22 protein-coding genes are annotated in these 24,093 nt (G+C 66.1%); 8 read left to right on the plus strand and 14 right to left on the minus strand.

Translation table 11 applies throughout. The annotated features are described in order from the left end of the window. Window positions 1-38: 38 nt before the first annotated feature. The 3 genes from rsgA to SJI03_RS25835 are packed head-to-tail and all read right to left on the minus strand — an operon-like array spanning window position 39 to window position 2,583. Window positions 39-944: a ribosome small subunit-dependent GTPase A gene (gene rsgA / locus SJI03_RS25825; protein ID WP_034785059.1), complete on the minus strand. Its 906-nt coding sequence runs from the start codon at window positions 942-944 to the stop codon at window positions 39-41. Beyond that, window positions 941-1,306, minus strand: coding sequence for a 4a-hydroxytetrahydrobiopterin dehydratase (locus SJI03_RS25830; protein ID WP_322429106.1), 366 nt, complete (start codon window positions 1,304-1,306; stop codon window positions 941-943). The genes rsgA and SJI03_RS25830 overlap by 4 nt, the downstream gene beginning before the upstream one ends. Further along, window positions 1,303-2,583 carry a M48 family metallopeptidase gene (locus SJI03_RS25835; protein ID WP_322429107.1) on the minus strand — a complete coding sequence of 427 codons (1,281 nt, stop codon included), beginning with the start codon at window positions 2,581-2,583 and terminating at the stop codon, window positions 1,303-1,305. The genes SJI03_RS25830 and SJI03_RS25835 overlap by 4 nt, the downstream gene beginning before the upstream one ends. A 56-nt stretch (window positions 2,584-2,639) precedes the next feature. On the opposite strand from SJI03_RS25835, the gene orn reads away from it, so the two are divergent. Beyond that, window positions 2,640-3,248: an oligoribonuclease gene (gene orn / locus SJI03_RS25840; protein ID WP_180287809.1), complete on the plus strand. Its 609-nt coding sequence runs from the start codon at window positions 2,640-2,642 to the stop codon at window positions 3,246-3,248. A gap of 138 nt (window positions 3,249-3,386) precedes the next feature. Here the strand turns inward: orn and SJI03_RS25845 are convergent, their stop codons facing one another. Further along, a complete protein-coding gene (locus SJI03_RS25845; protein ID WP_322429108.1) occupies window positions 3,387-3,731 on the minus strand; it encodes a hypothetical protein in 345 nt (114 codons plus the stop codon). Next, the gene (gene gcvA / locus SJI03_RS25850; RefSeq protein ID WP_058051030.1) at window positions 3,728-4,672 is read right to left on the minus strand and encodes a transcriptional regulator GcvA; all 945 of its coding nucleotides are present in this window, start codon (window positions 4,670-4,672) and stop codon (window positions 3,728-3,730) included. Before gcvA ends, SJI03_RS25845 begins: the two co-directional genes overlap by 4 nt. Before the next feature lie 235 nt (window positions 4,673-4,907). On the opposite strand from gcvA, the gene SJI03_RS25855 reads away from it, so the two are divergent. The 5 genes from SJI03_RS25855 (at window position 4,908) to SJI03_RS25875 (ending at window position 9,867) form a co-directional block, all read left to right on the plus strand. Beyond that, a complete protein-coding gene (locus SJI03_RS25855; RefSeq protein WP_058051029.1) occupies window positions 4,908-5,807 on the plus strand; it encodes a DMT family transporter in 900 nt (299 codons plus the stop codon). A gap of 202 nt (window positions 5,808-6,009) precedes the next feature. Next, entirely contained in the window at window positions 6,010-7,095 is a 1,086-nt protein-coding gene (locus tag SJI03_RS25860; RefSeq protein WP_099380806.1) for a hemin-degrading factor, read from the plus strand. Continuing rightward, window positions 7,083-8,021 (plus strand): heme/hemin ABC transporter substrate-binding protein, encoded by a 939-nt coding sequence (locus tag SJI03_RS25865; protein ID WP_322429109.1) that lies wholly within the window; start codon window positions 7,083-7,085, stop codon window positions 8,019-8,021. Before SJI03_RS25860 ends, SJI03_RS25865 begins: the two co-directional genes overlap by 13 nt. After that, on the plus strand, window positions 8,018-9,070 hold the full coding sequence (locus SJI03_RS25870; protein ID WP_099380808.1) for a FecCD family ABC transporter permease: 1,053 nt from the start codon (window positions 8,018-8,020) through the stop codon (window positions 9,068-9,070). Before SJI03_RS25865 ends, SJI03_RS25870 begins: the two co-directional genes overlap by 4 nt. Window positions 9,071-9,078: 8 nt before the next feature. Continuing rightward, on the plus strand, window positions 9,079-9,867 hold the full coding sequence (locus SJI03_RS25875) for an ATP-binding cassette domain-containing protein (protein ID WP_322429110.1): 789 nt from the start codon (window positions 9,079-9,081) through the stop codon (window positions 9,865-9,867). Between the two features lie 33 nt (window positions 9,868-9,900). On the opposite strand, the gene SJI03_RS25880 is transcribed toward SJI03_RS25875, so the two are convergent. The 9 genes from SJI03_RS25880 to SJI03_RS25920 all read right to left on the minus strand — a co-directional run bounded on the left by SJI03_RS25880 (window position 9,901) and on the right by SJI03_RS25920 (window position 20,349). After that, window positions 9,901-10,335, minus strand: a complete 435-nt coding sequence (locus SJI03_RS25880; RefSeq protein ID WP_322429111.1) for a hypothetical protein — start codon at window positions 10,333-10,335, stop codon at window positions 9,901-9,903. After that, window positions 10,332-11,771, minus strand: coding sequence for an efflux transporter outer membrane subunit (locus SJI03_RS25885; RefSeq protein WP_322429112.1), 1,440 nt, complete (start codon window positions 11,769-11,771; stop codon window positions 10,332-10,334). The genes SJI03_RS25880 and SJI03_RS25885 overlap by 4 nt, the downstream gene beginning before the upstream one ends. Next, window positions 11,768-12,838 carry an HlyD family secretion protein gene (locus tag SJI03_RS25890; RefSeq protein ID WP_322429113.1) on the minus strand — a complete coding sequence of 357 codons (1,071 nt, stop codon included), beginning with the start codon at window positions 12,836-12,838 and terminating at the stop codon, window positions 11,768-11,770. The genes SJI03_RS25885 and SJI03_RS25890 overlap by 4 nt, the downstream gene beginning before the upstream one ends. 27 nt (window positions 12,839-12,865) lie before the next feature. Beyond that, the gene (locus SJI03_RS25895; RefSeq protein ID WP_322429114.1) at window positions 12,866-14,401 is read right to left on the minus strand and encodes an MFS transporter; all 1,536 of its coding nucleotides are present in this window, start codon (window positions 14,399-14,401) and stop codon (window positions 12,866-12,868) included. 102 nt (window positions 14,402-14,503) lie between these two features. Then, a complete protein-coding gene (locus tag SJI03_RS25900; protein ID WP_322429115.1) occupies window positions 14,504-15,424 on the minus strand; it encodes a LysR family transcriptional regulator in 921 nt (306 codons plus the stop codon). Between the two features lie 28 nt (window positions 15,425-15,452). Continuing rightward, window positions 15,453-17,861, minus strand: a complete 2,409-nt coding sequence (locus tag SJI03_RS25905; RefSeq protein ID WP_322429116.1) for a TonB-dependent siderophore receptor — start codon at window positions 17,859-17,861, stop codon at window positions 15,453-15,455. A gap of 85 nt (window positions 17,862-17,946) precedes the next feature. Beyond that, on the minus strand, window positions 17,947-18,951 hold the full coding sequence (locus SJI03_RS25910; RefSeq protein WP_322429117.1) for a FecR family protein: 1,005 nt from the start codon (window positions 18,949-18,951) through the stop codon (window positions 17,947-17,949). Window position 18,952: 1 nt separating this feature from the next. Continuing rightward, on the minus strand, window positions 18,953-19,519 hold the full coding sequence (locus tag SJI03_RS25915) for a sigma-70 family RNA polymerase sigma factor (protein ID WP_322429118.1): 567 nt from the start codon (window positions 19,517-19,519) through the stop codon (window positions 18,953-18,955). A 131-nt stretch (window positions 19,520-19,650) separates the two neighbouring features. Beyond that, the gene (locus SJI03_RS25920; protein ID WP_034785080.1) at window positions 19,651-20,349 is read right to left on the minus strand and encodes a UPF0149 family protein; all 699 of its coding nucleotides are present in this window, start codon (window positions 20,347-20,349) and stop codon (window positions 19,651-19,653) included. A gap of 103 nt (window positions 20,350-20,452) precedes the next feature. On the opposite strand from SJI03_RS25920, the gene SJI03_RS25925 reads away from it, so the two are divergent. Then, on the plus strand, window positions 20,453-21,466 hold the full coding sequence (locus SJI03_RS25925; protein WP_176382357.1) for a serine/threonine protein kinase: 1,014 nt from the start codon (window positions 20,453-20,455) through the stop codon (window positions 21,464-21,466). Window positions 21,467-21,591: 125 nt separating this feature from the next. After that, window positions 21,592-24,027, plus strand: a complete 2,436-nt coding sequence (locus tag SJI03_RS25930; RefSeq protein ID WP_322429119.1) for a hypothetical protein — start codon at window positions 21,592-21,594, stop codon at window positions 24,025-24,027. Window positions 24,028-24,093 lie beyond the last annotated feature (66 nt).

A 24,093-nucleotide genomic window follows, 5' to 3' on the forward strand; every position in this document is an offset into this window, starting at 1 on the left:
GGTTTGGCGCCCGCGCCGATGGCGGGCGCCAGGCGCGTTCAATACAGCGTTTGCGCCGATTCGTGCAGCAGCTGGCCGTACAGGGTATGGCGCATCTTGGCGATCTTACCTTCAGACAAGGCTTGCAGGATGGCGCACTGCGGCTCGATCAGGTGGCGGCAGTTATAGAACTTGCAGCCGCCAAGATACGGCTGGAATTCGCGGAAGGCCCGCTCCAGCATGCCTTCGGACAAGTGGTACAGGCCGAATTCCTGGAAGCCCGGCGAATCGATGATGGAGCTGTTCGCGCCCAGTTCGTCGAGCTTGTACAGGCGCGTAAAGGTCGTCGTGTGCTTGCCCGTGTCGAGCGCTGCCGAGATTTCGCGCACGGCGATGTCGGCGTCCGGCACCAGCAGGTTGATCAAGGACGACTTGCCCATGCCCGACTGGCCGATGAGGATGGACGATTGGCCCGCCAGCAGCGGCGCCAGGGTGGCCACGGCGTGCTCGGGTTCGGCGCGTGCCGACACTTCATCGACGGGATAGCCCATCGAGGAATACGGCAGCAGGCGTTCGCGGGCGCGTTCCAGCGAAGCGGTCACGTCCGTTTTGTTGAGGATGATGCGCGCCTCGATGCCGGCCGCGTCGGCCGCCACCAGCGAGCGCGAGATCAGGTCGTCGGCAAAGCCCGGTTCCGTCGCCACGACGATGAACAGCTGCGTCAGGTTGGCGGCCAGCAATTTCGACTTGTACTGGTCCGAGCGGTACAGCAGGGTCTTGCGTTCCTCGATGCGGTCGATGACGGCCTGGTCGTTGGACGTGCGCGTCAGGTGCACGATGTCGCCCACGGCCACATTGGTTTTCTTGCCGCGCGTCACGCATTGCAGCTTGGCGCCGTCCACGTCGGCCAGGTAGTGGCGGCCGTGGGCGGCGATGATGACGCCTGTCAACTTGCCTTCGCTCATGGGGCCACCTGGCTGCTCTGGTAGATGAGGTCTGCCTTGGCGGCGCAGATGAAGTCGTTTTCGGACAGGCCGCCGGCGCCCTGGTTGACCGAGTGCGTGTCGTAGCGCACGGCGCAGGTTTTGTAAGTAATGATGAGCTCCGGATGGTGATCTTGTGTATGGGTCATATAGGCCAGGGCGTTCACGAACGCCAGGGTCTGGTAGTAATTCTTGAAGCCGAAGTCGCGGCACAGCTTGCCGTTTTGCAAGCTCCACTGCGGCAGCAGGGCGTGCAGGGTGGCGATATCCGTGTCGCCCAGCGCCTGCTGGCGCGGCGTGCAGGACAGTTGGACCAGTTCTTGCGAAGTCGATGGCGTATTCATGTGGCAGCCCCTTTCAGGTGGCGGATGCGCACGCTGGCCGGTGGGTGGCTATCGTAAAAGGCCGAGTGCAGCGGGTCGGGCGTCAGGGTCGACGCATTGTCTTCATACATTTTGACGAGCGCCGAGACCAGGTCGTCCGCCTGCGTGTGCGTGGCGGCAAAGGCGTCGGCTTCGAATTCGTGCTTGCGCGAGCTGAGCGAGGTCAACGGGCCCAGCAGGAAAGTGAAGACGGGCAAGGCCAGCATGAACAGCAGCAGTGCCAGCGCATCCGTCGGCTGGCCAGTGAGCGCCAGGGCAACAGGGTCGACGCCCAGGCCCGCGTAAAACCATGGCTGCGTCTTCAGGAAGCCCAGCAGCGCGAGGAAACCCAGCGAGATGACGAACATCATGGCGATGCGCTTGACGATATGCTTGAGCTTGAAGTGGCCCAGTTCATGCGCCAGCACGGCTTCGATTTCCTGCGGCGCCAGGCGCGACAGCAGGGTGTCGAAGAAAACGATGCGCTTGTTGGCGCCAAAGCCCGAGAAATACGCATTGCCGTGGGCGCTGCGCTTCGAGCCATCCATGACGAACAAGCCTTTCGAGGCGAATCCGACGCGCTGCATCAAGCCTTCGATGCGGCTTTTCAGCGCTTCGTCGGCCAGCGGCGTGAATTTGTTGAACAGGGGGGCGATGACGGTGGGAAACAGCACCATCATCAGCAACTGGAAGCCGCTCCAGACGAACCAGGCGTACAGCCACCACAAGTCGCCCGACTTGGCCATCAGGGTCAGCACGACCCAGATCAGCGGCAGGCCGATGACGGCGCCCAGGCCCACGCCCTTGAGCATGTCCGTGAAGAACAGCTTGCGCGCCATGGTATTGAAGCCGAAGCGCTGCTCCAGCACGAACTGGCGGTAGTAATCGAAGGGCAGGTCGATCAGGCCGGAAATGGCGGCAAAGGCGGCGATCAGGCCGATCTGGTACAGCATGGGCGAACCCGGCCCCATCCATTCATTGAGGTGCAGCGCCAGCCATTGCAGGCCGCCCAGCAAGGTAAAGCCGATCAGCACGGCATAGTTGATCAGCAGGGTCAGCAAGCCGAACTTGGTCTTCGCCACCGTGTAGTCGGCCGCCTTCTGGTGCGCGGCCAGCGGGATCTTTTCCGCGAACTCGGCAGGCACGGCGGCGCGGTGCGCCAGCACGTGGCGGATCTGCCGCGAAGCGAGCCAGAAGCGCACGGCCAGGGTCAAAACGAGGACGGATACAAACAAAATCGAAAACGCGAGTGAATACATTCTGTGCCTGTGAGAAAATGGCTGATTATTTAGTTTGATTAGGCCAAGAGAGAATTATGTCACAAGCGACCGACTTATCTGCACCCACCTCTGCATCCACCCCCGCACCCGCCGTGCCCGCACGTCCAAATGAGATGAACCTGGTCTGGGTCGACATGGAAATGACGGGTCTGGAGCCCGATACCGACCGCATCATCGAGGTGGCGGTAGTGGTGACGGACATGCACTTGAACCTGCTGGCCGAAGGCCCCGTGTTCGTGATTCACCAGTCGGATGAAACCCTGAACAAGATGGATGCCTGGAACAAGGGCACGCACGGCCGCTCGGGCCTGATCGACAAGGTGAAAGCGTCGACCGTGACGGAAGCCCAGGCGGAAGCGGAATTGATCGCGTTCCTGAAGAAATACGTGCCGGCAGGCAAGTCGCCCATGTGCGGCAACACCATTGGCCAGGACCGCCGCTTCATGGTGCGCGGCATGCCGAAGCTGGAAGCATTCTTCCACTATCGCAATGTTGACGTGTCGACACTGAAAGAGCTGTGCAAGCGCTGGAAGCCGGAAATCGCCACCGGTTTCAAGAAACACCAGAAGCACACGGCGCTGGCCGATATCCTCGAATCGATCGAGGAATTGAAGTACTACCGCGAGCACTTCATTAAATTGTAAGTTGAAAACGCCTCACAAAACCTACTGCGCGTCGGTATAGGCGGCCTGCGATGCTCACCGTACTAGAATACGGTTGCGCTTCTTAGCCACCTCTCCCTTCCGCTCGCTACGGTTTTGTGAGGCGTCGCGAAGGTTCTGTTACATCGTATCAAAGTCAAAATCGAGGGTGTGCCAAACGCCGTCTTCATCCTGCCACTCCAGCGCAAATGGCCCTGTTTGCCGTAGTTCCATGACCCAGACGGTAGCTCCAGGTTCGCGAAAATACGCCACGCACTGCCCGAACGGTTGCTCCATCCGGCACAGCACCAATCCCTCGCCCGCCACGGCGCACCATTGCTCATTGATGTCGATCAAGGCCACGGCCGGGTCGCCATAGAATTCGCCCGCGCTGGCTTGCCGGCCATCGGCCGCCGTCACCGTGGCCTGTTCATAGTCATGCTGGACTACGTATTGCGCGCTGCGCGCCAGTTCCCTGCTCGTCATGCGGTCTCCACGGTGGGCCAGACGGTTTCCTGGTCGGCGCGCGCCTCGGCGATCAGCCATTCGCAGAATGCGTGCACGAGGGGCCGCGTTTCCGCCTGGGGCGAGCGCAGCAGATAATAGCAGTGAGGTCCGCGCACGGCGTGTTCGAACACGCGCACCAGGCGGCCCGAGCGCAGGTCGTCGCCGATCAGGGGGCTGGCGGCAATGGCCACGCCCTGGCCGCTGGCGGCCGCGTCCAGGCATAGATAGGTGTGCGAAAAGCGCGCGCCGCTGTTGCCGCTATTGCCGCTGTAATGCACGCCGCAGCTGTGCAGCCAGCGCGTCCAGTCGATTTCGCCGGGCAGGTGCACTTCCGGCTCGTCGTGCAGCAGCGGATAGCGCAGCAGGTCGGCGGGCTGGCGCAGGCTGGCCGCGTTGGCGCGAAAATCGGGGCTGCAGACGGCGGAAAACCATTCTTCCATGAGTAAATCCACTTTGAGGCCCGGATAGCGGCCCGGTCCCAGGCGGATGGCCACGTCCACGCCATCGCGCGCCAGGTCGACCGGGTGCATCGAGGCCAGCACGCGCAGTTCGATCTGCGGATAGCGGTCGCGCAGGCGGCCCAGGCGCGGCATCAGCCAGCGCGAGACGAGCGAGCTGGTAGCCGTCACCGTCACCACCTTGTCGTCGCCCTGGCGCCGCGCCTGCTCGGAGACGTCGGCCAGCTGGTTGAGGATCGGCCCCAGCGAGGCCGCATAGCGCTGCCCGGCATTGGTCAGCACGACGCCGCGCGGCAGGCGCTGGAACAGCACGATGCCGAGCCACGCTTCCAGCTGTTTCACGTGGTGGCCGATGGCGCCGGCCGAGACGTGCAATTCTTCTCCCGCGCGCTGGAAGCCTTCATGGCGGGCGGCCGCCTCGAAGGCGTGCAGGGCGGCGAGTGGGGGCAAGGGACGTGACATGGCACTCTCAAGAGAATTGAGCCTCAGTAATATTCGGCCTATCCGTGAAGAATATTGGTTTGTTTCATTTTGCGCAAGCGAATATGATGCCGTCACTGCGTGAAGTGACCCGCAATATGATTAATGCAGGATTTTTTGCGCAAGCATCCCAAGCCAGGAACGAGACCGCCCGCAGAGGCGCTCCGGACAGCCCGCCTTGTTCTTCGTTCTACCCGATTTATTGAAGAGGTTTAGCATGTCTGATCGCCGCGCTGTTGCGCTGGTGTTGCTGTCGGCCGCCGGTTTCGGCAGTTCCGCAGTGTTTGCCAAGGCGGCATATGCGTCCGGGGTCAACCCGTCGACCATGCTGGCCTTGCGTTTCGTCATCGCCGCCATGTTGTTGCTGCCGCTCGTATGGCTCGGTGGCTGGCGCTTGCCGCGCGGCCGCCTGCTGGCCGGCTACATGCTGATGGGCTTGATGTACACGGCCCAGTCGCAAGGCTATTTCAATGCCCTGATGTATGCCAGTAGCGGCCTGTGCGGCATGTTGCTGTATGTGTATCCCGTGCTGGTCACCATCCTCGCGCTGGCGCTGGGCTGGGAAAAGCTGGACCGGCGCATGCTCGTGCTGATGGCGCTGGCCATTGCCGGCATGGCCATCACCCTGGGCGGCAAGCTGCAGGGCCAGCCCATCGGCATCGCGCTGGCATTGATGGCCGCCGGCGTGTATGCCGTGTACATCCTGTTTGGCAACAGCCTGTCGAAAAGCCGCGAGAATATTCACCCATTGGCCGCCTGCGTGGTGATCCTGGGCACGGCCGGCCTGTCGAACAGCGCGATTGCCTTGTGGCAAGGCGTGTCCTTGCCGGGCACGGCGACGGGCTGGCTGGCCGTCAGCGCCATTGCCCTGTTCTCGACGGCCATCGCGATTGCCGCCTTCTTTGCCGGCGTGGCGCAAATCGGCGCGGCCAAGGCGTCCATTATTTCCACGTTTGAACCCGTCATCACGATGGCGTTCGGCGTGACCTTGCTGAAGGAATCCGTGAGCGGCACGCAATTGCTGGGCGGTGCCATGGTGCTGGCCGCCGTCGTCTTGCTGGCGCAGCGTCCCACTGCCAAGCCGGTCTCCATGCCGGCCGTGCAAGCGAGCGCCTGACCTTTTTTCCCGAACTGATCGGTTGTATTGATCGGTCTCCTTTGCGCCGCGACGGGTTTCCTGTCGCGGCGCTTTTTTTTGGCCGCGCACAAATAACTCTTGATTGCGAATGATTCTCATTTATAATTGATTTCAAGATTCCCTACCACCAGCCAGCCCATGCCAGCCAGTGTTCGCCTTGAAAGGAGACACCGTGACGAGCATGCCCCCTATTTGCAACACCGAGCTGGTCGCCAGCGAATTTGCCCGCCTGCGCCGCGAAAAGAAAGCCCGCCACCGCGACATCGCCGAGGAACTGGCCATTTCCGAAGGCGAGCTGATCGCCGCGCATGCGGGCCTGTCGCTGGCCGATGGCGCCTTGCTGGGCGCCGAGCGCCTGCAGGCCGACTGGCCCGCCATCATCGCCGCGCTGGAGCCGCTGGGCGAAGTCATGGCGCTCACGCGTAACGCTTCGTGCGTGCATGAAAAGACGGGTGTCTATCGAAAAGCTAGTCACACCAACCACGTGGGCCTGGTGCTCGGCGGCGACATCGACTTGCGCGTGTTTTACCGCCAGTGGGCGCATGGCTTTGCCGTTCGCGAGATGGGCGAAAAGGAAGTGCAGCGCAGTCTGCAGTTTTTCGATGCGGCCGGCCACGCCGTGCACAAGATTTTCCTCAAGCCGCAAAGCGACCTGGCCGCCTATGACGCGCTGGTAACGCGCTTCGCCGACGAGGACCAGGCGGCCGGCATCGCCGTGACGGCAGCGGCGGTGCCGCCGGCCGAACTGCCCGACGCGCAGATCGACGTGGCCGGCTTTCGCGCCGCCTGGGCCGACTTGCGCGACACGCATGAATTTTTCACCGTGCTGAAAAAATATTCGGTCTCGCGCCTGCAAGGCCTGCGTCTGGCCGAGCCGCGCTTCGTGCAGCAGCTCGACAAATCCTGCGTGCTCGACCTGCTCAATAACGCCGCCCTCGAAAAGGTGGCCATCATGGCCTTCGTCGGCAATGCCGGCATGATCCAGATCCATTCGGGGCCGGTGCACAAGATCGCCGTGATGGGGCCGTGGATCAATGTCCTCGACACGCGCTTCAACCTGCATTTGCGCGAAGACCATATCGCCAGCGCCTGGGTGGTGAAAAAGCCGACCGTCGATGGCCTGGTGACATCGGTGGAGCTGTTCGACGCCAAGGGCGACACCATTGTCATGTTCTTTGGCGAACGCAAGCCGGGCGTGCATGAACTGTGCGAATGGCGCAACGTCGTCGAGCGCGTGCTGCAGGAGGGTGAACTATGCGCCGCATGATCGCCGCCAGCGTGGCGCGCCGCATCGCGCTGAAAAAAATGGGGGCGGGCGCGCTGGCGCTGGCCGCGCCGATGCAGGTGCTGGCCGCCGTGTCGGACGCGGGTAAACCCGTGGCGAAAGCGCGGCGCATCGTCAGCGTCGGCGGCGCCCTGACGGAAATCGTCTATGCGCTCGAAGCGCAGGGCGAACTGGTGGGCGTCGATACCACCTCGCTGTATCCGGCCGTGGCGCAACAGCTGCCGCAGGTGGGTTACGCGCGCACCCTGTCGGCCGAGGGCGTGCTGTCGCTGGCGCCCACGCAGCTGATCGCCACCGAGGAAGCGGGACCGTCGGCGGTGCTGCGCCAGGTGCGCGACGCGGGCGTGCCGGTGGCGGTGCTGAACGCGAATAACAAGTTCGAAGGCTTGCTCGAACGGGTCAAACAGGTGGGCCAGATCACGGGACGTGCCGACCCCGCCGCGCGCCTGGCGCAAGCCTTGCAGCAGCAGTGGGACGGCGCCCTGGGCAAGGTGCGCCAGCGCAGCCAATCACCGGGACAATCAGCCGTGCGCGTGCTGTTCATCCTCGCCCATGCGCCGAACCAGGTGATGGTGGGCGGGCGCGAGACGGGCGCCGACGCCATGCTCGCGTATGCGGGCGCCGTCAACGTGATGGGCGGGCAGGGTGGATTCGCCGGCTACAAGCCGCTGACGCCCGAAGCCGTGATCGCCGCGCGGCCCGACATCGTGCTCGTCACGGACCAGGGCTTGAAAGCGTCGGGCGGCGTGGACGGCATCCTGAAACTGCCAGGGCTGGGGCAGACGCCGGCCGGGCGCAAGCACCGCATCGTGTCGCTGGAAGCCATGCTGCTCTTGGGCTTTGGCCCGCGCATGCCGCAGGCGCTGGCGGAACTCGACACCGCGTTTGCCAAAGCCATGACAGCATGAACGTGGCCTCCCTGGTGTCCGTCACGCCCTGGCGCTGGCCACGCTGGGGCGCTGGCGGCTTGCTGGCCGCCGCACTGGCGTGCGGCTTGCTCATTGCCGTGCAGGCGGGCGCCGTGCCCGTGACGCTGGCCGACTGGCTGGCGCCGTTTCAAGCGGGCGACGAGGCGCTGTCAGGCGGCGCGTATGTATTGTGGCATATCCGTTTGCCGCGCGCCCTGTTCGCCGCCCTGATCGGCGCCGCGCTGGCGCTGGCCGGCGGCCTGACGCAAGGGCTGTTTCGCAATCCGCTGGCCGATCCGGGGCTGCTTGGCGTGAGCAGCGGCGCCGCCTGCGCGGGCGCGGCCACCATCGTCTTCGCCGCCAGCCTGCACGTGGCGCCCGAGCTGCGCGTGTGGCTGTTGCCGGGGGCCGCGTTTGGCGGCGCCATGCTCATTTGCGTGCTGCTCGACAGGGTCGCCCGCTGGGCCACGCCCGGTTCCATCGTCGGCCTGCTGCTGACGGGCGTGGCGCTGAACGCCATCACGGTGGCCGTCATGGGCCTGTGCATCTACCTGGCCAGCGATGACCAGCTGCGCACCCTGACTTTCTGGACCCTCGGTTCGCTGTCGGCCGGCAGCTGGCGCCAGGTGGCGGCGTTGCTGGTGGTGCTGGCCGGCGCACTGTGGGCCACGCGCTTCCTGATGCGCTCATTGAACGCGCTGGCGCTGGGCGAGGCGCAGGCGCTGCACGTGGGCATCGACGTGGGCCGGCTGCGCACGCAGGTGATCGTGCTGGTGGCCGTGCTGACGGGTTTTGCCGTCGCCTGGTGCGGCGGCATCGGTTTTATTGGTCTGATCGCGCCGCATCTGGTGCGCACCTGGCTGGGGGCCGACCAGCGCCGTGTGCTGCCCCTGGCCATGCTGGCCGGCGGCTTGTTGCTGCTGTTGGCCGACACCCTGGCGCGCACGGTCGCCATTCCGGCGGAAGTCCCCGTCGGCATTTTCACGGCCTTGCTGGGCGGGCCATTTTTCCTGATGCTGTTGCGGCGCTTCCGCCACGGCACCGCTTAGAGGTGAACATGACGCCCCTGCTGGAACTCTCCTTCGCCACCACCCAACTGGGCCAGCAGTATTTCGGCCCCTTCAATGTGCGGGTGGCGCCGGGCGAGCGCATCGCCATCCTCGGCCCCAGCGGCGCCGGCAAGTCGACTCTGCTCAAACTGATGGCGCGCGAACTGCAGCCGCAGGCGGGCCAGGTGATGCTTGCCGGCCATCCCCTGGCGCAGTGGCCGCTGGCCGACCTGGCGCGGTGCCGCGCCGTGCTGCCGCAAGGCTCGCACGTGGCCTTCGGATTGCAGTGCGAGCTGGTGATCGGCCTGGGAAGAGTGGCGCGCCTGGTCGACCCGCAACTGGGGCAGATCGTGCAGGACGCGGCCGCCCAGGCGCACGCCGGGCATTTGCTGGGGCGCCGCCTGGACACCTTGTCCGGTGGCGAGCAGGCCAGGGTGCAACTGGCGCGCATCTTCGCGCAGATGTGGGATGTCAAAGATGGCTTGATACTCGTCGACGAACCGCTGGCGGCGCTCGATCCCGGCCTGCAGTTCGATCTGCTCGATAGCCTGCAGCAGTTTTGCACCGCGCGCGGACACGCCGTCATCGCCATCCTGCACGACATCAATCACGCCTTGCTGGGTTTTGACCGGCTGCTGCTGGTGCGTTCGGGCCAGCTGGTGGCCGATATCGCCAGCGATGCCGGCGCCGTGCCGGCCCTGGCTGCGCTGTACGGCATCGCCCTGACGACGGCCACCAGCAGCGATGGCGACGTGTGCGTCATCCCTGCCAGAAGCGCGGTGCGCAGGGCCGCCTGACCGACTCACTTATTCACTCATTTATTCACTTATTCACCACACGTCCGCCGCGCGCGGCCGCGCCATCTGGCCGCTGCCCAGCAGCCACACCATCAGGGCCTCGGCCTGTTCGCGCGTGGCCGCCACTTCCTGCAGGATGCCGAACGCTTTCATGGCGCCGGCTGCCATCGCCTGCAGGCGCGCGCGCCGTTCCGCATCCGCCTCGATCGACACGAGGCCTCGGCAAAGGGTGGCCAGCGCCACCTTGTTGTGCTTGAGCCACAGGCCGCGCCGCTTGCGGTCGATGTGCGCTTCATCGCGGCGTTCCTCTTCGAACAGCATGACGAACGGTACACCGTGGCGTAGCAGGGCGTCCATGTCGTTTTCCCACAGCGGGGCATAGCCGGTGACGGCAGTTTCAGGACGAAAGCGCACGATGGGAAAGTCGCTGACGTCGTGGATGGAAAAGTGTGCGGGATTCGGTTTCATGGCGTGCTTCCTTGCGAGGTGGTTGAAAAGGCTTGCCAGCCGCCGCCCAGCGCCTTGTAGACCTGGACCAGCGACAGCGAAGCGGTGGCGCGGCTGTCGACCAGCGCCGCTTCGTTGTTCAATAAGGTGTTTTGCACGTGCAGCACGTTGATCAGGTCCGTGCCGCCCTGGCGGTACTGCAGTTCCGCGCTGCCCAACGCGCGGCGTCCCTGTTTGACGGCTTCATCGAGGCTGGCCTGGCGGCGGGCGTTGGCCTGGTAGCCAGACAGCGCATCTTCCACTTCGTGCCAGGCGGCCAGCACGGTCTGGCGGTAGGCGATGGCCGCTTCCTGCTGCTGCGCCTCGCGCAATTGCAGATTGCCGCGCAGGCGGCCGCCATCGAACAGGGGCACGCTGAAGCCCGGACCGAAGGCAAAGCGTTTGGCGTCCCAGCCGATGTCGGACAGTTGCATCGCTTGCAGGCCGATGCTGCCCGAGAGCGTGATGCGCGGATAAAAATCGCCTTGCGCCACGCCGATGGCGGCCGTTGCCGCGTGCAGCTGCGCTTCGGCGCGGCGGATGTCGGGTCGCCGCTCGGCCAGGCTGCTGGGCACGCCCAGCTGCACTTGCATGGTCATGGCGGGAATGTCCTTGCCCGCCGCCAGCTCCGCCCGCAAGGCTTGCGGCGGCAGCGCCAGCAAGAGGGCGAGGGCATTGCCCAGGCGCGCTTCGCGCTGCTGCAGCGGCGGCAGGCGCGCTTCGATGGTGGCCACGTGGGCCGCCGCCTCGGCCTCGTCGAGCCGCGTCGCCGCGCCTTCGCGCAGGCGGATGCGCGTCAGGTTCAATGTATGGCGGGCGATATCGAGCAGTTGCTGCGTGATGGCCAGGGTCTGCTGCGCGCCGCGCAGCTCGATGTAGTCGCGCGCCGTTTCGGCCAGCACGGCCAGCAGCACGCCGCGCTGCGTTTCCACTGCCATGTCGACGCGCGCGTCGGCCACTTCCACTTCTCGTCGCACGCGGCCCCACAGGTCCAGCTCCCAGGCCGCATCGAGATTGCTTTGCCACAGGCTGTAGGCGGCCTGGCCATTGTTACGCGACGGGTCGCTCAAGCCCTGCTCGCTGTTGCGCGCGCGGCCATAGCTGCCATTCGCACCCAGCGACGGGCCTTGCGCGGCGCCGATGACGCCGCGCGCGGCGCGGCTTTGTTCCAGCCGGCTGGCGGCCGCCAGCACGTCGAGGTTGGCGCCGGCGGCGCGCTGCAGCAGTGACGACAGGGTGGTATCGCCAAAGCTGTCCCACCAGCGCTGCTCGATGGCGCCATCCTGGCTTGCGGCGAAACGGGCATCTTCCACCTGGCGCCATTGCTGTCCCAGATCATGGTGCTGGCGCTGGAAATCGGTGCCGACGCTGCCGCAGCCGGCCAGGCCCAGGGCCGTGATAAAGATCAGTGCTTTCATCGCGCGCTCACCTGTTGCAGCTGTTGACGGCGCATGGCCGTATCGATGCGCACTTCGGCCGACATGCCCACGCGCAGGCGGGCGTCGCCATCCTGGCCCGGATCGAGCGCGATCCTGACGGGGATGCGCTGTACCACCTTGGTGAAGTTGCCGGTGGCGTTTTCCGGCGCGATGGCGGCGAACGTCACGCCCGTGGCGGGCGCGATACTGTGCACGGTGCCGTGCAGGAGCACGCCCGGATAGGCGTCGACGGCGATGCTGGCGCGCTGGCCCTGGCGCACGTGGGTCAGCTGGGTTTCCTGCAGGTTGGCGACGACAAAGCTGCGGTTCAGGGGCACCACGGCCATCAAGCTGGCGCCAGGAGCGACCAGGGCGCCGACGCGCACGGCGCGGCGTCCCACGATGCCGTCGATGGGGGCGTGCAGTTGTGTATGCGACAGATCCAGTTCGGCCCGTTGCAGGCTGGCGCGGGCGCGCAGCAAGGCCGCTTCGGCCGCGCCTTGCTGCGCTTGCAAAATTTCCGTCTGCTTGCGGGTGGCGACGAGGGCGGCGCGGTTTTGCGCCAGGCGCGCGCGGCTCACGTCGAAGCGCGATTGCGCCTGCTGCGCGTTCTGCACGCTGCCCGCGCCCTGGCCGGCCAGGTGCGTTGACCGGGCCAGTTCCTGCTGCGCCAGTTTGTCTTCCGCCTGGTTGGCGTCGACCAGGGTGCTGGCTTGTTCGATCACCGATTGCTGGCGCTGCAAGGTGGCGCGGGCATTCGCCAGTTGCGCTTCGGCGCCGGCTACCTCGGCACGGGCCGAGGCGGCGGCGGCCTGGTAGTCGCGGTCGTCGATGCGCGCCAGCAGCTGACCCGCCTTGACAGTCTGGTTGTCTTCCACCAGCACTTCCCGCACGATGCCGCCCACCTTGGGGGAAAGCACGGTGTAGTCGGCGCTGACAAAGGCGTCGTCGGTGGCTTGTTCGTCGCCACGGGCGAACAGCAGTTGCCAGGCGCAAAAGGCGAGGGCGCAGGCCAGCAGGGCCAGGCCGAGAAGAAAGGCGCGCGAGCGCAGTATGGGTGTTTGCATGGTGAAGCTCTTTCGTGAAAATAGAAATCAGGCTGCGCGCGGCGGATAGACGCGCGTCGGCAGGATGGGAATGATCACAATCATGGCCAGCGCGATGGCGGCCACGGTGAGGTACAGGTCGGACGAAGTCAGGGTGACGACTTGCGCATGCATGCGCTGCGCAATTCCCGCCATGTCCACGCCGGCTGGCAGGTTGCCCAGGCGTTCGCTGAGCACCGTCGAATGAAAATGGTTGCGGCGCGTGATCAGCGCATCGAGCACGCCGGTGGCGACGACGGCCGACATGCCCTTGATGGTGTTGAACCAGGCCGAGGCGAACGGGCCATCCTGCGGCGCCAGGCCCGTGGTGGCCAGCAGCAGCAAGGGAATCACGGCCATCGGTTGCGCAAAAATCTGCACCGCTTGCAGCAGGTAGAAATGCGTGCGTATCCAGTCCGGCGACATGCGCGCGCCGAGCACGCAGGACAGGGCCAGCAGGGCCAGGCCGATGGCCAGCACCCAGCGGCAGTCGACGGCGCGGATGTTGCACAGGGCGGCCACCAGCGGCAGGGCGATCAACTGCGGCAGCGCCACCATCAGCATCACGGGCGCCGTTTGCAGCGGGCGGTAGGCGTGCACCTGCGCCAGGTAGGACGAGGGAATCAGGATCACGGCCAGCAGCACGAACAGCACGCCGCCCAGGGTCAGCAGGGCGTGGCTGAGATTACGCCGCGACAGCAGCTGCAGCTTGAAGAACGGCAGCGGATGCGACCACTCGTTGATGAAGAACAGCACCAGCAGCACGGTGCCGCCGCCCAGCAGCACGCAGATCAGCGGCGAGGCGAACCACGCCAGGCGTTCGCCCTGCAGCAAGCCGACCACCAGCATGCTGATGGCGGGCAGGCCAAGCAGCAGGCCGCGCCAGTTGAACTGGCGCAAGCGCTCGAGGCGTAGCGGGTCTTGCGGCAAGCCCCAGGACACCATCAGCAGGGCGACGATGCTGCCCGGGACGACTTGCCAGAAGGCCCATTGCCAGCCCAGGTACTCGGTCCAGAAGGCGGCCAGCGGCGTGCCCAGGCTGGGACCGAAAGTGGCGCTCAGCGCATAGCCGCCCAGGCCATACAGCTTGATGTTCGGCGGCAGGAAGCGCAGCGCCACCGTCATCAGCATGGGCGGCAGGGCGCCGCCTGCCGTGCCCTGCACCACGCGCAGGAACATCAGCACGGACAGGTTCGGCGCAAACGGGCATAGCAGGCCGGCCGCCATGCAGACGATGATGGCGGCGGCCGTCAGCCGGCGCAGCGAAAAGGTGACGGAGCACCACGGCGCGAACGCCATGGCCGACACCGAGGCGGCCGCATACAGGGCGACGAGCCAGCTGGCGTCGTCGCGAGAAATGCCCATGGCGCCGCGAATGTCGGCCAGCGCGACCTTGGTGATGTTTTCATTCAGGCCGGACACCAGCACGGCCAGCAGCACGCCAGCCAGGCCCGTGGCCAGGCGCAGGCCAAAAACAGGTGGGGCGGCGGCAGGAGGGGAAGGGGCGGCCGCGGGGGCGGCGCCGGGAAGGGGTACAGCAGACACAGGGGACTCCGTGGATGAGGATCAGTCCACGCAGTATAGGTAGCGTTAAATATTATGAAAATTGATCATTGATGAAGTTTGAATTGCGTCTGGCGCAATGATTTATTCCTCTGGCAGCGCGCTGCCGCACAGCTCCTTGATCATGCGGCGCAGCCAGCGGTGCGCATGGTCGTGGTCGAGGCGCGGGTGCCAGGCCTGGAAGACTTCCACGCTGTCGACGGGAATCGGCAGCTGGAAGGTGCGCAGCCTCAAGCCCAGGCGCTCGACGATGGCCAGCAGCGGCGTGGGCATCAGCGGCAGCAGCAGGCGCGAATCGGCCACGGCGAAGATGGCGGACTGGAAGTTGGGGCTGATCAGCGAAACCCGGCGCGTGTAGCCCCGCTCGGCCAGGGCCGTATCGAAGGGGCCGCGCGCCAGGCCGCGCCGCGAGACGCTGATATGTTCGTACTCGGTAAAGCTGTCGAGGTTGATGGGGCCGTCGAAGATCGGGTGGTCGCTGCGGGCGATGCCGACAAAGCCGCTGGTAAACAGCTGCTGCAGCTTGATGTCGGGCGCAAAGGCGCGCCGCGCGCTGATGTACAGGTCGACGCGGCCCGCGTGCAGGGCGTCGTTTTCCGTGGCGCCATCGCCTTCGGGCACGAAGCGCAGCACCGTGTGTGGCGCGTGCACGGCCAGCAGGTCGCGCAGCTTGCCGCCGTAGGCGCCGACAAACACGTCGTTGGCGCACAGGCTGAAGGTGCGTTCCAGGGTGCGCAGGTCCACTTCGCGGCCCGAGGTGAAGATGGCGTGCGCCTGCTCCACCACGCCGCGCACCTGCTCGCGCAATTCCAGCGCGCGCGGCGTGGGCGCCAGGCCGCGCCCGGAGCGCACGAAGACGGGGTCGCCGATGGCGTCGCGGATGCGCGCCAGGGTGCGGCTCATGGCCGGCGCGCTCAAATGCATGCGCCGCGCGGCGGCCACGGCGCTGCCTTCCTCGAGCAGGATGTCGAGGGCGACGAGCAGGTTCAGGTCGGGAAGTTTCATGCGCCGATTATAGCGCCGGATCTCTCCTTCAGAAATCCACCTGCGCCGAGAAACGCGCGCTGCGCGGGCTGCCCACGTTCAGCCAGCCGCCGCCCACGCCCGCTGCCGAGGCCCAGTAGCGGCGGTCGAACACATTGTCCAGGTTAGCCCGCAGCACCACCGGACGCATGTCTTGCAGCCGCAGCGTGTAGCGCGCGCCCAGGTCGAGGATGGACCAGGCGGGGATCTGCTGCAGGTTGCCCGAGCCGGCATACTGCGAGCCGGCATGCGTGATCCTGCCCGTCAGCGTCAGGCCGGGCGCGAACGGCGCATCCCACTCCGAGCCGAGATTGACATTCAGCCTGGAGATGCCGGGCGCCTTGTCACCGTCAGACTTGCCTTGCGGGGTGGCCGTCAGCACGGCGTCGAGCAGCATGGCGCCGGCCATCACGCGCCAGCCCTTGACGGGTTCGCCGACGATGGACGCTTCCAGGCCCCGGTTGCGCTGTTCGCCAAACAGGCCGTACACCATGCTGGCGGTGTCGAGCTGGCCATTCGGCTGCTTGACCTGAAAGACGCTGACGGTGGTCAGGTAGTCGCCCGTGTCGATCTTCACCCCCGCCTCGTACTGGCGGCTTTTATAGGGAGAGAAGATTTCGCCGGCGTTCCTTGCCATGTCGGGCGCCACCGGGCCCTTGTTCAGCGCCTGCATGCTGTTGGCGTACAGCGACACGTTGGCGACGGGCTTGAAGACGATGCCCACGCCTGGCGTCAGCGCGCTCTTGTCGTAGGCCGTTTTTACGCCGTTGCGGTAGCTGGCCACATCGACGCGCTGGTGGCGCGCGCCGCCCATCAGTTGCAAGCGGCCGTCCAGCATGGTGATGGTGTCGGCGATGGCAAAGCTGGTCAGCGTGCTCTGCGACGTCAGCGGCAGCGCGCTCAGGCGGCTGGTAAATACCGGTGCATCGACAAACACGGGCGCATACAGATTGGAGTTGAGTTCTCCGTTGTATTCGCGCGCGCTGTAGATTTTTTGCCACGTGCCGCTGGCGCCCGCGTGCAGTTCATGCGTCAGGGCGCCCGTCCTGAGCACGCCGCGCAAACCCGCTTCACCGGAGCGCGACTTGGTCAGCGAAGGGCGCGATGAAAAGTATTCGGTAAAGTCGCCTGCGCTGTTGCCGATGATGGGTTCGGGCGACAGTTTGTCCTGCTGCGCATGCTGGGCGCCCAGCGCGGCGTAGGCCGTCAATCCGGGCGCGAGATCGTATTCGATCCTGGCCATGCCGAATTCGGTGGTCGATTTGGCGTAGTTCCATCGTTGCGTGGTGTTGCGCGTCGGTGGCTTGGGGATGTCGAAGCCGTTCGAATCGAGGAAGTACCACCAGCCGCCACGCCGCATGTCGAGGTGGTCGTAGCCGAGATCGAGCGAGGCGCGCAGGGCGCCGCCCCGGTAGTCGAGTCCCAGGCTGGCCGTGCCCATGGTCTTGTCGCTGCCCTTCAGCGCCGTTTCGCCGTCGCGGTACACGGCATTGGCGCGCACGCCGAACTGCCTGTTGTCGCCGAAGCGGCGGCCCACGTCCAGATGGGCGCCGAACTGCGCGCGCGAATCGTAGCTGCCCGTCAGGCGCGTGAGCGGCGCGTCGCCCGCGCGCTTGGGCACCAGGTTGATGATGGCACCGATGCTGCCGCCGGGCGCGATGCCGGCCAGGAAGGCCGAGGTGCCCTTCAGCACCTCCACTCTTTCCAGCGTTTCCATGGGGATCTTGGTGGCTGGCGCCACGCCGAACAGGCCGCCGTAGCTGATGTCCTCGGCCAGCACATTGAAGCCGCGCACGTGGGGCTGGTCGATATAGCTGTCGCGCGGCCAGCCGCTGGCGATCGACGGGTCGTTGGCCAGCACGTCGCCCAGGCTGCGCGCCTGCTGGTTGCGCAGCAGTTCTTCCGTGTAGCTGGTGGCGGCAAACGGCGTGTCCATCACGTCGCGCGTGCCCAGCACGCCCAGGCGGCTGCCGCGCGCGATCTGCCCGCCCGCATAGGCGCCGGGCAGGGCGTCGTCCTGCGCGCCGCTGACGCTCACTTCGGGCATGACGGCGTCGCGCGCACCGGCAGGCGTGGCCAGGGCGGCGCGCAGCGTATAGCCACCCGCCTCGGTACGCAGCAGTTCCAGGCCGCTGCCGGCCAGCGCCAGCCGCAGCGCTTGCGCCGCATCGTAGCGGCCGCGCACGGGGGCGGCGCTGCGCTTGGCCGCCAGGGTGGCGTCCATGGTCAGCACCACGCCGGCCTGGCGCGCGATTGTATTCAGGCTGGCGGCCAGCGCACCGGCGGGGATGTCGTACTCCTGCACGGCTTGGGCGGCGTCACGGTGTTGCGCCAGGGCGGACAGGGGCGCCAGTACGGCGGCGCTGCTCGCCACGAGGGCGGCGGTAAACAGGGGGTGAAACGGAAAGGGCAAGGACACGGCGCGACTCCTGAAAAAGGGAAAAAGATGGGGCTTCCCTTCCTTGCCGTGCCAGACCGCGAAAGTGAGAGGGGCAAGATGACTTTTATTTGTCTTCACGCCGCAGGCGCACCGTGCTCCACCAGCGGGCAGTGGTCGACACTTCCACCGGCACGGCCGCGCTCAAGGCCAGCAGCGCGGCGCCGCTGTCGCCCAGGGGCAGGGCGCCGCTCACGCGCAGGCGCGCCGCCTCGGGCGTCACGTGCAGGTAGCCGTGGTGATAGCGGGCGATTTCGGCCACCACGGCGCCCAGCGGCTGGTTCTCCACCACCAGCATGCCGTCTTTCCAGGCGTCGGCATTGCCGTCGGCCGGGGCGGGCAAGCCGACCACGCCGTCGTGCAGGCGCACGGTTTCCCCCTGGCGCACGATGCGCTCCTGGGCGCACGGCACTTGCGGCTGCGGCGCGCAGCTGGTCGGACGGGCGGCGACGGAAAAGCGCGTCACCGTCAGGCGCGTGCCGCCCTCGTCGAGGCGGCGCACGATGAAGCTGGTGCCCAGCGCGCGCAAACTGCCATCCGGCGTATGCACGATAAAGGGACGCCCGCTGTCGTTGCCGCCATGGCTCGTATCGATGGCGATCTCGCCGCTGCGCAGCATCACGCCGCGTTCGTGGCTGTCGAATGCCAGGTCCACGGCGCTGCCGGTATTGAGGTGCAGCACGCTCCCGTCGGGCAGCAGCACGCTGCGGCGCTCGCCCGTGCCCGTACGGTAGTCGGCCAGCAGATCCAGCGGTTGCACGTGATGGATGCTGCCGATGCCGGCGGCCAGCATGATCGTCAGCATGACCGCGAGCGCTGTCGCTGCTGCCACGCGCGCGGGCTGCGCCAGGCGCCGTTTGCCGCGCTTGAGCAACAGCGTGCGGGTGGCCGGCGCCAGGTGCTGGTCGATTTGCCCCAGCTGCCGCCAGGCCTGCGCATGCTCCGCCGCCTGTTCCAGCCAGGTTTGCAAGCCGTGCCGGTCCGCTGCGCTGGCCGTGCCTGAACCGAGCAACAACTGCCAGGCGATCGCCTGGTCCAGCACACTGGCTGGTACGGGAGCATGGGCATGCATGTCAGCGCGCCTCGCCAAATTGCAGCTGATAGGCCAGGCGCGCGGCATTGGCCAGGTATTGCCGCACGCGCGGCACCGAGATTTTCATTTGCGCGGCGATGTCGGCATGCGCCAGTCCATCGAGGCGGCTCAGCAGCCAGACCTGGCGGGTTTTGGGCGTCATGGCGTCGAGCATGCGACCCACCGCTTCGAGCGTCTGCAGCGCCAGCAGCCGTTCTTCGGGCGAGGGATGCAGCGCCGGCGGCAGGGCCGCCAGATCGGTCAGGTAGGCTTGCTCCAGGTCGGCGCGGCGGAAGCTGTCGATCATCAGGCCGCGCGCGATGGTGGTCAGGTAGGCGCGCGGCGAGCGCAGCGCCAGCGCGCCGGGGCTGCTTGGTGCGGGTGCGCCCAGCAGGCGTGCGAAGGTGTCGTGCGTGAGGTCGGCAGCCTGGTGCTGGTTGTTCAGCTTTTTGCGCAGCCAGCCCAGCAGCCAGCCATGGTGCTCGCCATACAGCGTCTGCACCGGGGTGTCTGCAGTGGATAGGGGATGGGCCAGCGGCATGGATGCCTCCAGGAGTTCGGCTGCCATGCGGCAGTAATGCAAATAAGAATTATTCGCAATTATAGGCGAAGTGCCGGGGCGGATGCAATCGGGGACGCGCAAATGCAAAACGCCGGGACGGTGCCCGGCGTTTCAGTGACTAGTTACCTATTCGCGTATTACTCTGCTGCCGGCTCGGCGCCGCAGCATTTCTTGAACTTCTTGCCGCTGCCGCAAGGGCAGTCGTCGTTGCGGCCCACTTTTGGCTCTTCGCGCTTCATGGTTTGCACCGGTGCCTTGCGGCGCGGTACCCAGAAACGGTGGATGGCCGGCAGGTTCGCTTCCAGTTCCTGCGCCAGCTTGTGCGCCTTGACCGGGTCTTCCACCAGTTTCAGTTCTTCTTCCTTGATTTCGTCGGCACCCAGCAGGTAGATTGGCTGCATCAGCTCGGCCACTTCGGAATCCCAGATTTCATTCCACGAGCCGGGACGCAGTTCCATGCCGTCCCAGAAGCCCCAGCACCAGGCTTCGGCGTCGATCAGGGTCTGGCCTTCGTAGTCGTGCTCGACGAACAGGGCTTCGAATTCTTTCGGTGCTACTTCAAACGTCACCAGCACTTCATTCATGAAGCGCATGATCAGGTTGACGATGCGTTCTTCTTCCTTGCTGTTCTTGAATTTTGGCGCATCTTCGGCATCTTCGCCCCACACGCGCGGCAACCATTCGGCCGGCATGATCGGTTCCGGGCCGATGGCGACGGCCGTCAGATAGCCGTGCAGCATATCCATGGTCATCGCGTCCTCGGAGCAGCGCTCCGACAACAGGAATTGGTCTAATTCGTCGAATTCTTTTTCTGATAGTGGTTGTTCGAGTTGCATGGCTTGCTCTTTTCTTGAATGTAAGGCGCCAGTATACGCTTTGCTGCGGCTTGCCGCCGAAGTGTTTGCACCGGCGGCCCGCGTGCGCCTTACAATGTCGCTTATGCACAATGAAAACCAGCCGCACGAGGACGACCGGCCCGTCCATCCCTTTTCCGCCCTGAGCCCCGATTGCGTGCTCGACGCGCTCGATAGCGTGGGACTGCGCGGCGATGGCCGTCTGCTGGCCCTGAACAGCTATGAAAACCGCGTCTACCAGGTGGGCATCGAAGACAGCGCGCCCCTGGTGGCCAAGTTTTATCGTCCCGCGCGCTGGAGCGATACGGCCATCCTGGAAGAACACGCGTTCGTGTCCGAGCTGGTCGAGCGCGAAATCCAGGTGGTGCCGGCGCTGGAAATCCATGGCAGCACCCTGCACCAATACCAGGGCTTCCGCTTTGCCGTCTTCCCCCGCCACGGCGGCCGCGCGCCCGAGCTGGACGACCCGGCGACCCTGGAATGGATAGGGCGCTTCATCGGCCGCATCCACGCCGTCGGCGCGCTGTCCACCTACAAGGAGCGGCCGGCGCTCGACCACCAGACGTTTGGCGTCGAGCCGCGCGAATTCTTGCTGGAGGGTAATTTTTTGCCGCCCGAACTGCTGGCCGCGTATTCCAGCGTGGCGCAGCAGGCGCTCGACGGCGTCAAGCGCTGCTATGACCGCGCGGGCGACGTGGCCATGCTGCGCACGCATGGCGATTGCCATGGCGGCAACGTGCTGTGGACGGATGCCGGCCCCCATTTCGTCGATTTCGACGACAGCCGCATGGGCCCGGCCATCCAGGACCTGTGGATGATGCTGTCGGGCGAGCGGGGCGACATGGTGCGCCAGATGAGCGACATCCTGGCCGGCTATGAGGATTTTTGCGATTTCGACCCGCGCCAGCTGTACCTGGTCGAAGCGCTGCGCACCCTGCGCCTGATCCATTATTCAGCCTGGCTGGCGCGCCGCTGGGACGACCCCGCTTTCCCCGTCGCCTTCCCGTGGTTCAATACGCAACGCTACTGGCAGGACCGCATCCTTGAACTCAGGGAGCAGGTGGCGCTGATGGACGAAGCGCCATTGTGGCCCATTTGACCTAAACGTCCGAAAAGCGTGGTAAAAGGCGCTCTTCTTGCCGTGCTGATTTGTGCATGCCTGTTCGATAATGGTGGTAATAAATTCCCATAAGCAACGGAATTCACCCGAATAAGCGAGAAATCATGCAAGCACAGCAAAATCAGCGCCAGGCCGCCTCCCTCACCGTCGCGTATTCCGCCGACGACGAGTTCGACCAGGACAGCATGGTCTCGCTGCATGATTTCAAGGACCTGGAGCGCAAGGCCGAGGCGCCAGCTGTCACCATCACGCCTGAATTGCACGCCGAACCTCAAGCCGAGCCGGCAGCCGAAGCCGATGCCAGGGCGCCCGCCGCCGAACGCCAGAAAATGGAATTGAAAGCCATCCACGAGGCGATTGCCCGCGTGGAAGCGGAAGCGAAGGCCACCTGCGCCGCCGAAAGCCGCGCGCTGGCCGAGGCGCGCGTGCGCTCGCTGGCCGAGGACCGCGCCGCCATCGACGCGGCCGCCGCCGCCGCCGCACAGCAAAATGCGCAGGCAGCCGAAGAAGCGATCGCCGCCAACCGCGAACGTCTCGACACCATGCGCGCCGCCGCGCAAGCCAGCGTGGCCCGCCTGGAAGCCGTCAAGCAGGAGACGGCCGAACTGCGCGCCCGCGTGGAGTCCGACAATGAAATCCGCCTGGCCGCCGAACAGCGTTCGCGCGCGGAACAGGAAAGCCGCTTGCGCGCCAGCGAGCAAGTGGCCGTGCAGTCGGAACTGGCCGAGCAGGCCGCCCGCGCCGCCGAGGAATTGCAGGTGCAGACGGAGCAGGCGCGCCTGCAGGCCGTCGAGCGCGTCGCCGCCGTGCAGGCGGCCAAGGAAGAAATGGTGGGCATCGCCTCGGCTGACGCACGAGTCGCCGTGCTGGCGCGTGAACGCGAGCGCCATGCCCACGGTGCGCGCCAGACGGCGCAGATGCTGGCCGAAGCGGAAAGCGAAGCGCTGGACTTGACAGTGCAGCGCGAGCGCGCCGACCAGATCGCGCTGGAATCGGCCTTCAACCGCGCCGCCGCCGAAGTGCGCGCCCTGGAAGAAGCGCGCGCGCTGGCGCACCTGGAGCAGGAACGCGAAGCCATCGCGCTGGCGCAGGCGGAATCAGAACGCCATGCGGCGCAGTCCCTGCGTCTGCGCCTGCAGACGGAAAAGGAATTGCGCGACGCGGCCATCCACCGCGAGCGCCTGGAAATGGTCGCCGTGGCCAGCGCGCAGGCACGCCGCGATGCCGACGTGCGCATCCTTGCCGCCACCGAAGCGCGCATCGAGGTGGACCGCCAGTTGCGCGCCGTGGCGCTGGCCCGTGTGACGGCTGAACAGGATGCGGAAATCGCCGGCCACGCCAAGCTGGAAGCGGAAACGGCCGCACTGGAACAGACCAAGGCACGCGAAGCGGCCGAACAGGCAGCCGCCGTTGCGGCAGCGCGCGAACTGGAAGAGCAGCAGCGCGCCGCCAGCCTGGCGCATGAACGGGCCGAACTGGCGCGCCAGGCGGCGGAACTGGCCGCCAGCCAGAATGCGGCCGAGCAGGCCGAAGTCGATGCCGGCAAGGCGACCTTGGCCACGCAGGAACAGGCATCGCAACTGGCGCAGGAAAAGGCCCGGCAGGCAGAGCAGCTGCTGCAGGCGGAGCAGGAGCGCCTGGCCGCCGAACAAGCCGCCATCGCCGCCTTGAAAGAAAAACTGGAAGCGGAAGCGCTGGCGTGCAACGCAGCGCAGGAACGGATCGCCGCCGAAGGCGCGCAAGCGGAACTGCTGCGCGGCCAGCAGGCGGCCGAACAGGCCTTGCGGGAAGTTGCGCAAAAGGAAGCGGACGCCATCCGTATTTTGATGGACCAGGCGCTGGTCGAAGGCGAACAGAAAGCGGCTGCAGCGCAAGCCGTGCAGGCGCAGGCGCGCCTGGCCGTGGAGCTGGGACAGGTGCATAGCGAGCGCGCCCGAGTGGAAGAATCCAAGGCGCAAGCGGCAGATGCGCTGCTGGCGTCCGAGCGCGATTTCGTCGCGGCCGAGCGCGAGTCGCTGGCCCTGATCGCGCAAAAACTGGTGCAGCAGCGCCAGACCAGCAGCGCCGAAGAACGCGCCTCGCAAGCCATCGCCGGCCGCCTGGAAGTGGAAAAGCAGGCCACGGCGTCAGCCGAAGCGCGCGCCGCCATGGAACAGCAGGCGCTCGACGCCATGCGCCAGCGCGAGCAGCTGGAACTGGCCGCGCAGCAGGCCGCCAGCGAGAAGCTCGCCGCGCAGCAAGCCTTGCTGGCCAGTGCGCAGGCCCATGCCGCCCTGCAGCGCAAGGCGGCCGAGACGACACGCGCGATGGCCATCGCCAAGCAACAATTGCTGGACCTGGAAACGGCGCGCGCGCAGCAGCAAGAGCGTGAACTGGCCGCCTTGCGCGCCAGCCTGGAGCAGCCGCAAAGCGCGTTTTCCAGTTCCCTGACCGCCGCCCGGGCGAAAGCAGAACAAGTCAGCTCGGCCAGTTTGACGCGTGAAGTGATCGAGCGGTTAACGCAGCCGAATGACGCTGGCGCCGTCTGGCGTTCGCGCTGAGCTGGATACCGAACCAAACCTACTGCGCTGCGCGCTTTGCGCCCGGCGATGCTCACCGTACTAGAG

The organism is Janthinobacterium sp. GMG1, assembly GCF_034427795.1.
In the GTDB taxonomy this organism is placed as follows: Bacteria; Pseudomonadota; Gammaproteobacteria; order Burkholderiales; family Burkholderiaceae_D; genus Janthinobacterium.

Excerpts from the sequence above, each read along its gene's own strand:
- SJI03_RS25875 (WP_322429110.1), top strand. The coding sequence starts at position 9,079 with ATGACGCCCCTGCTGGAACTCTCCTTCGCCACCACCCAACTGGGCCAG.
- SJI03_RS25845 (WP_322429108.1), bottom strand. The coding sequence starts at position 3,731 with ATGACGAGCAGGGAACTGGCGCGCAGCGCGCAATACGTAGTCCAGCAT.
- rsgA (WP_034785059.1), bottom strand. The coding sequence starts at position 944 with ATGAGCGAAGGCAAGTTGACAGGCGTCATCATCGCCGCCCACGGCCGC.
- orn (WP_180287809.1), top strand. The coding sequence starts at position 2,640 with ATGTCACAAGCGACCGACTTATCTGCACCCACCTCTGCATCCACCCCC.
- gcvA (WP_058051030.1), bottom strand. The coding sequence starts at position 4,672 with ATGTCACGTCCCTTGCCCCCACTCGCCGCCCTGCACGCCTTCGAGGCG.
- SJI03_RS25920 (WP_034785080.1), bottom strand. The coding sequence starts at position 20,349 with ATGCAACTCGAACAACCACTATCAGAAAAAGAATTCGACGAATTAGAC.
- SJI03_RS25890 (WP_322429113.1), bottom strand. The coding sequence starts at position 12,838 with ATGCAAACACCCATACTGCGCTCGCGCGCCTTTCTTCTCGGCCTGGCC.
- SJI03_RS25915 (WP_322429118.1), bottom strand. The coding sequence starts at position 19,519 with ATGGCAGCCGAACTCCTGGAGGCATCCATGCCGCTGGCCCATCCCCTA.
- SJI03_RS25835 (WP_322429107.1), bottom strand. The coding sequence starts at position 2,583 with ATGTATTCACTCGCGTTTTCGATTTTGTTTGTATCCGTCCTCGTTTTG.
- SJI03_RS25885 (WP_322429112.1), bottom strand. The coding sequence starts at position 11,771 with ATGAAAGCACTGATCTTTATCACGGCCCTGGGCCTGGCCGGCTGCGGC.
- SJI03_RS25865 (WP_322429109.1), top strand. The coding sequence starts at position 7,083 with ATGCGCCGCATGATCGCCGCCAGCGTGGCGCGCCGCATCGCGCTGAAA.
- SJI03_RS25880 (WP_322429111.1), bottom strand. The coding sequence starts at position 10,335 with ATGAAACCGAATCCCGCACACTTTTCCATCCACGACGTCAGCGACTTT.
- SJI03_RS25930 (WP_322429119.1), top strand. The coding sequence starts at position 21,592 with ATGCAAGCACAGCAAAATCAGCGCCAGGCCGCCTCCCTCACCGTCGCG.
- SJI03_RS25910 (WP_322429117.1), bottom strand. The coding sequence starts at position 18,951 with ATGCATGCCCATGCTCCCGTACCAGCCAGTGTGCTGGACCAGGCGATC.
- SJI03_RS25900 (WP_322429115.1), bottom strand. The coding sequence starts at position 15,424 with ATGAAACTTCCCGACCTGAACCTGCTCGTCGCCCTCGACATCCTGCTC.
- SJI03_RS25855 (WP_058051029.1), top strand. The coding sequence starts at position 4,908 with ATGTCTGATCGCCGCGCTGTTGCGCTGGTGTTGCTGTCGGCCGCCGGT.
- SJI03_RS25925 (WP_176382357.1), top strand. The coding sequence starts at position 20,453 with ATGCACAATGAAAACCAGCCGCACGAGGACGACCGGCCCGTCCATCCC.
- SJI03_RS25870 (WP_099380808.1), top strand. The coding sequence starts at position 8,018 with ATGAACGTGGCCTCCCTGGTGTCCGTCACGCCCTGGCGCTGGCCACGC.
- SJI03_RS25830 (WP_322429106.1), bottom strand. The coding sequence starts at position 1,306 with ATGAATACGCCATCGACTTCGCAAGAACTGGTCCAACTGTCCTGCACG.
- SJI03_RS25860 (WP_099380806.1), top strand. The coding sequence starts at position 6,010 with ATGCCCCCTATTTGCAACACCGAGCTGGTCGCCAGCGAATTTGCCCGC.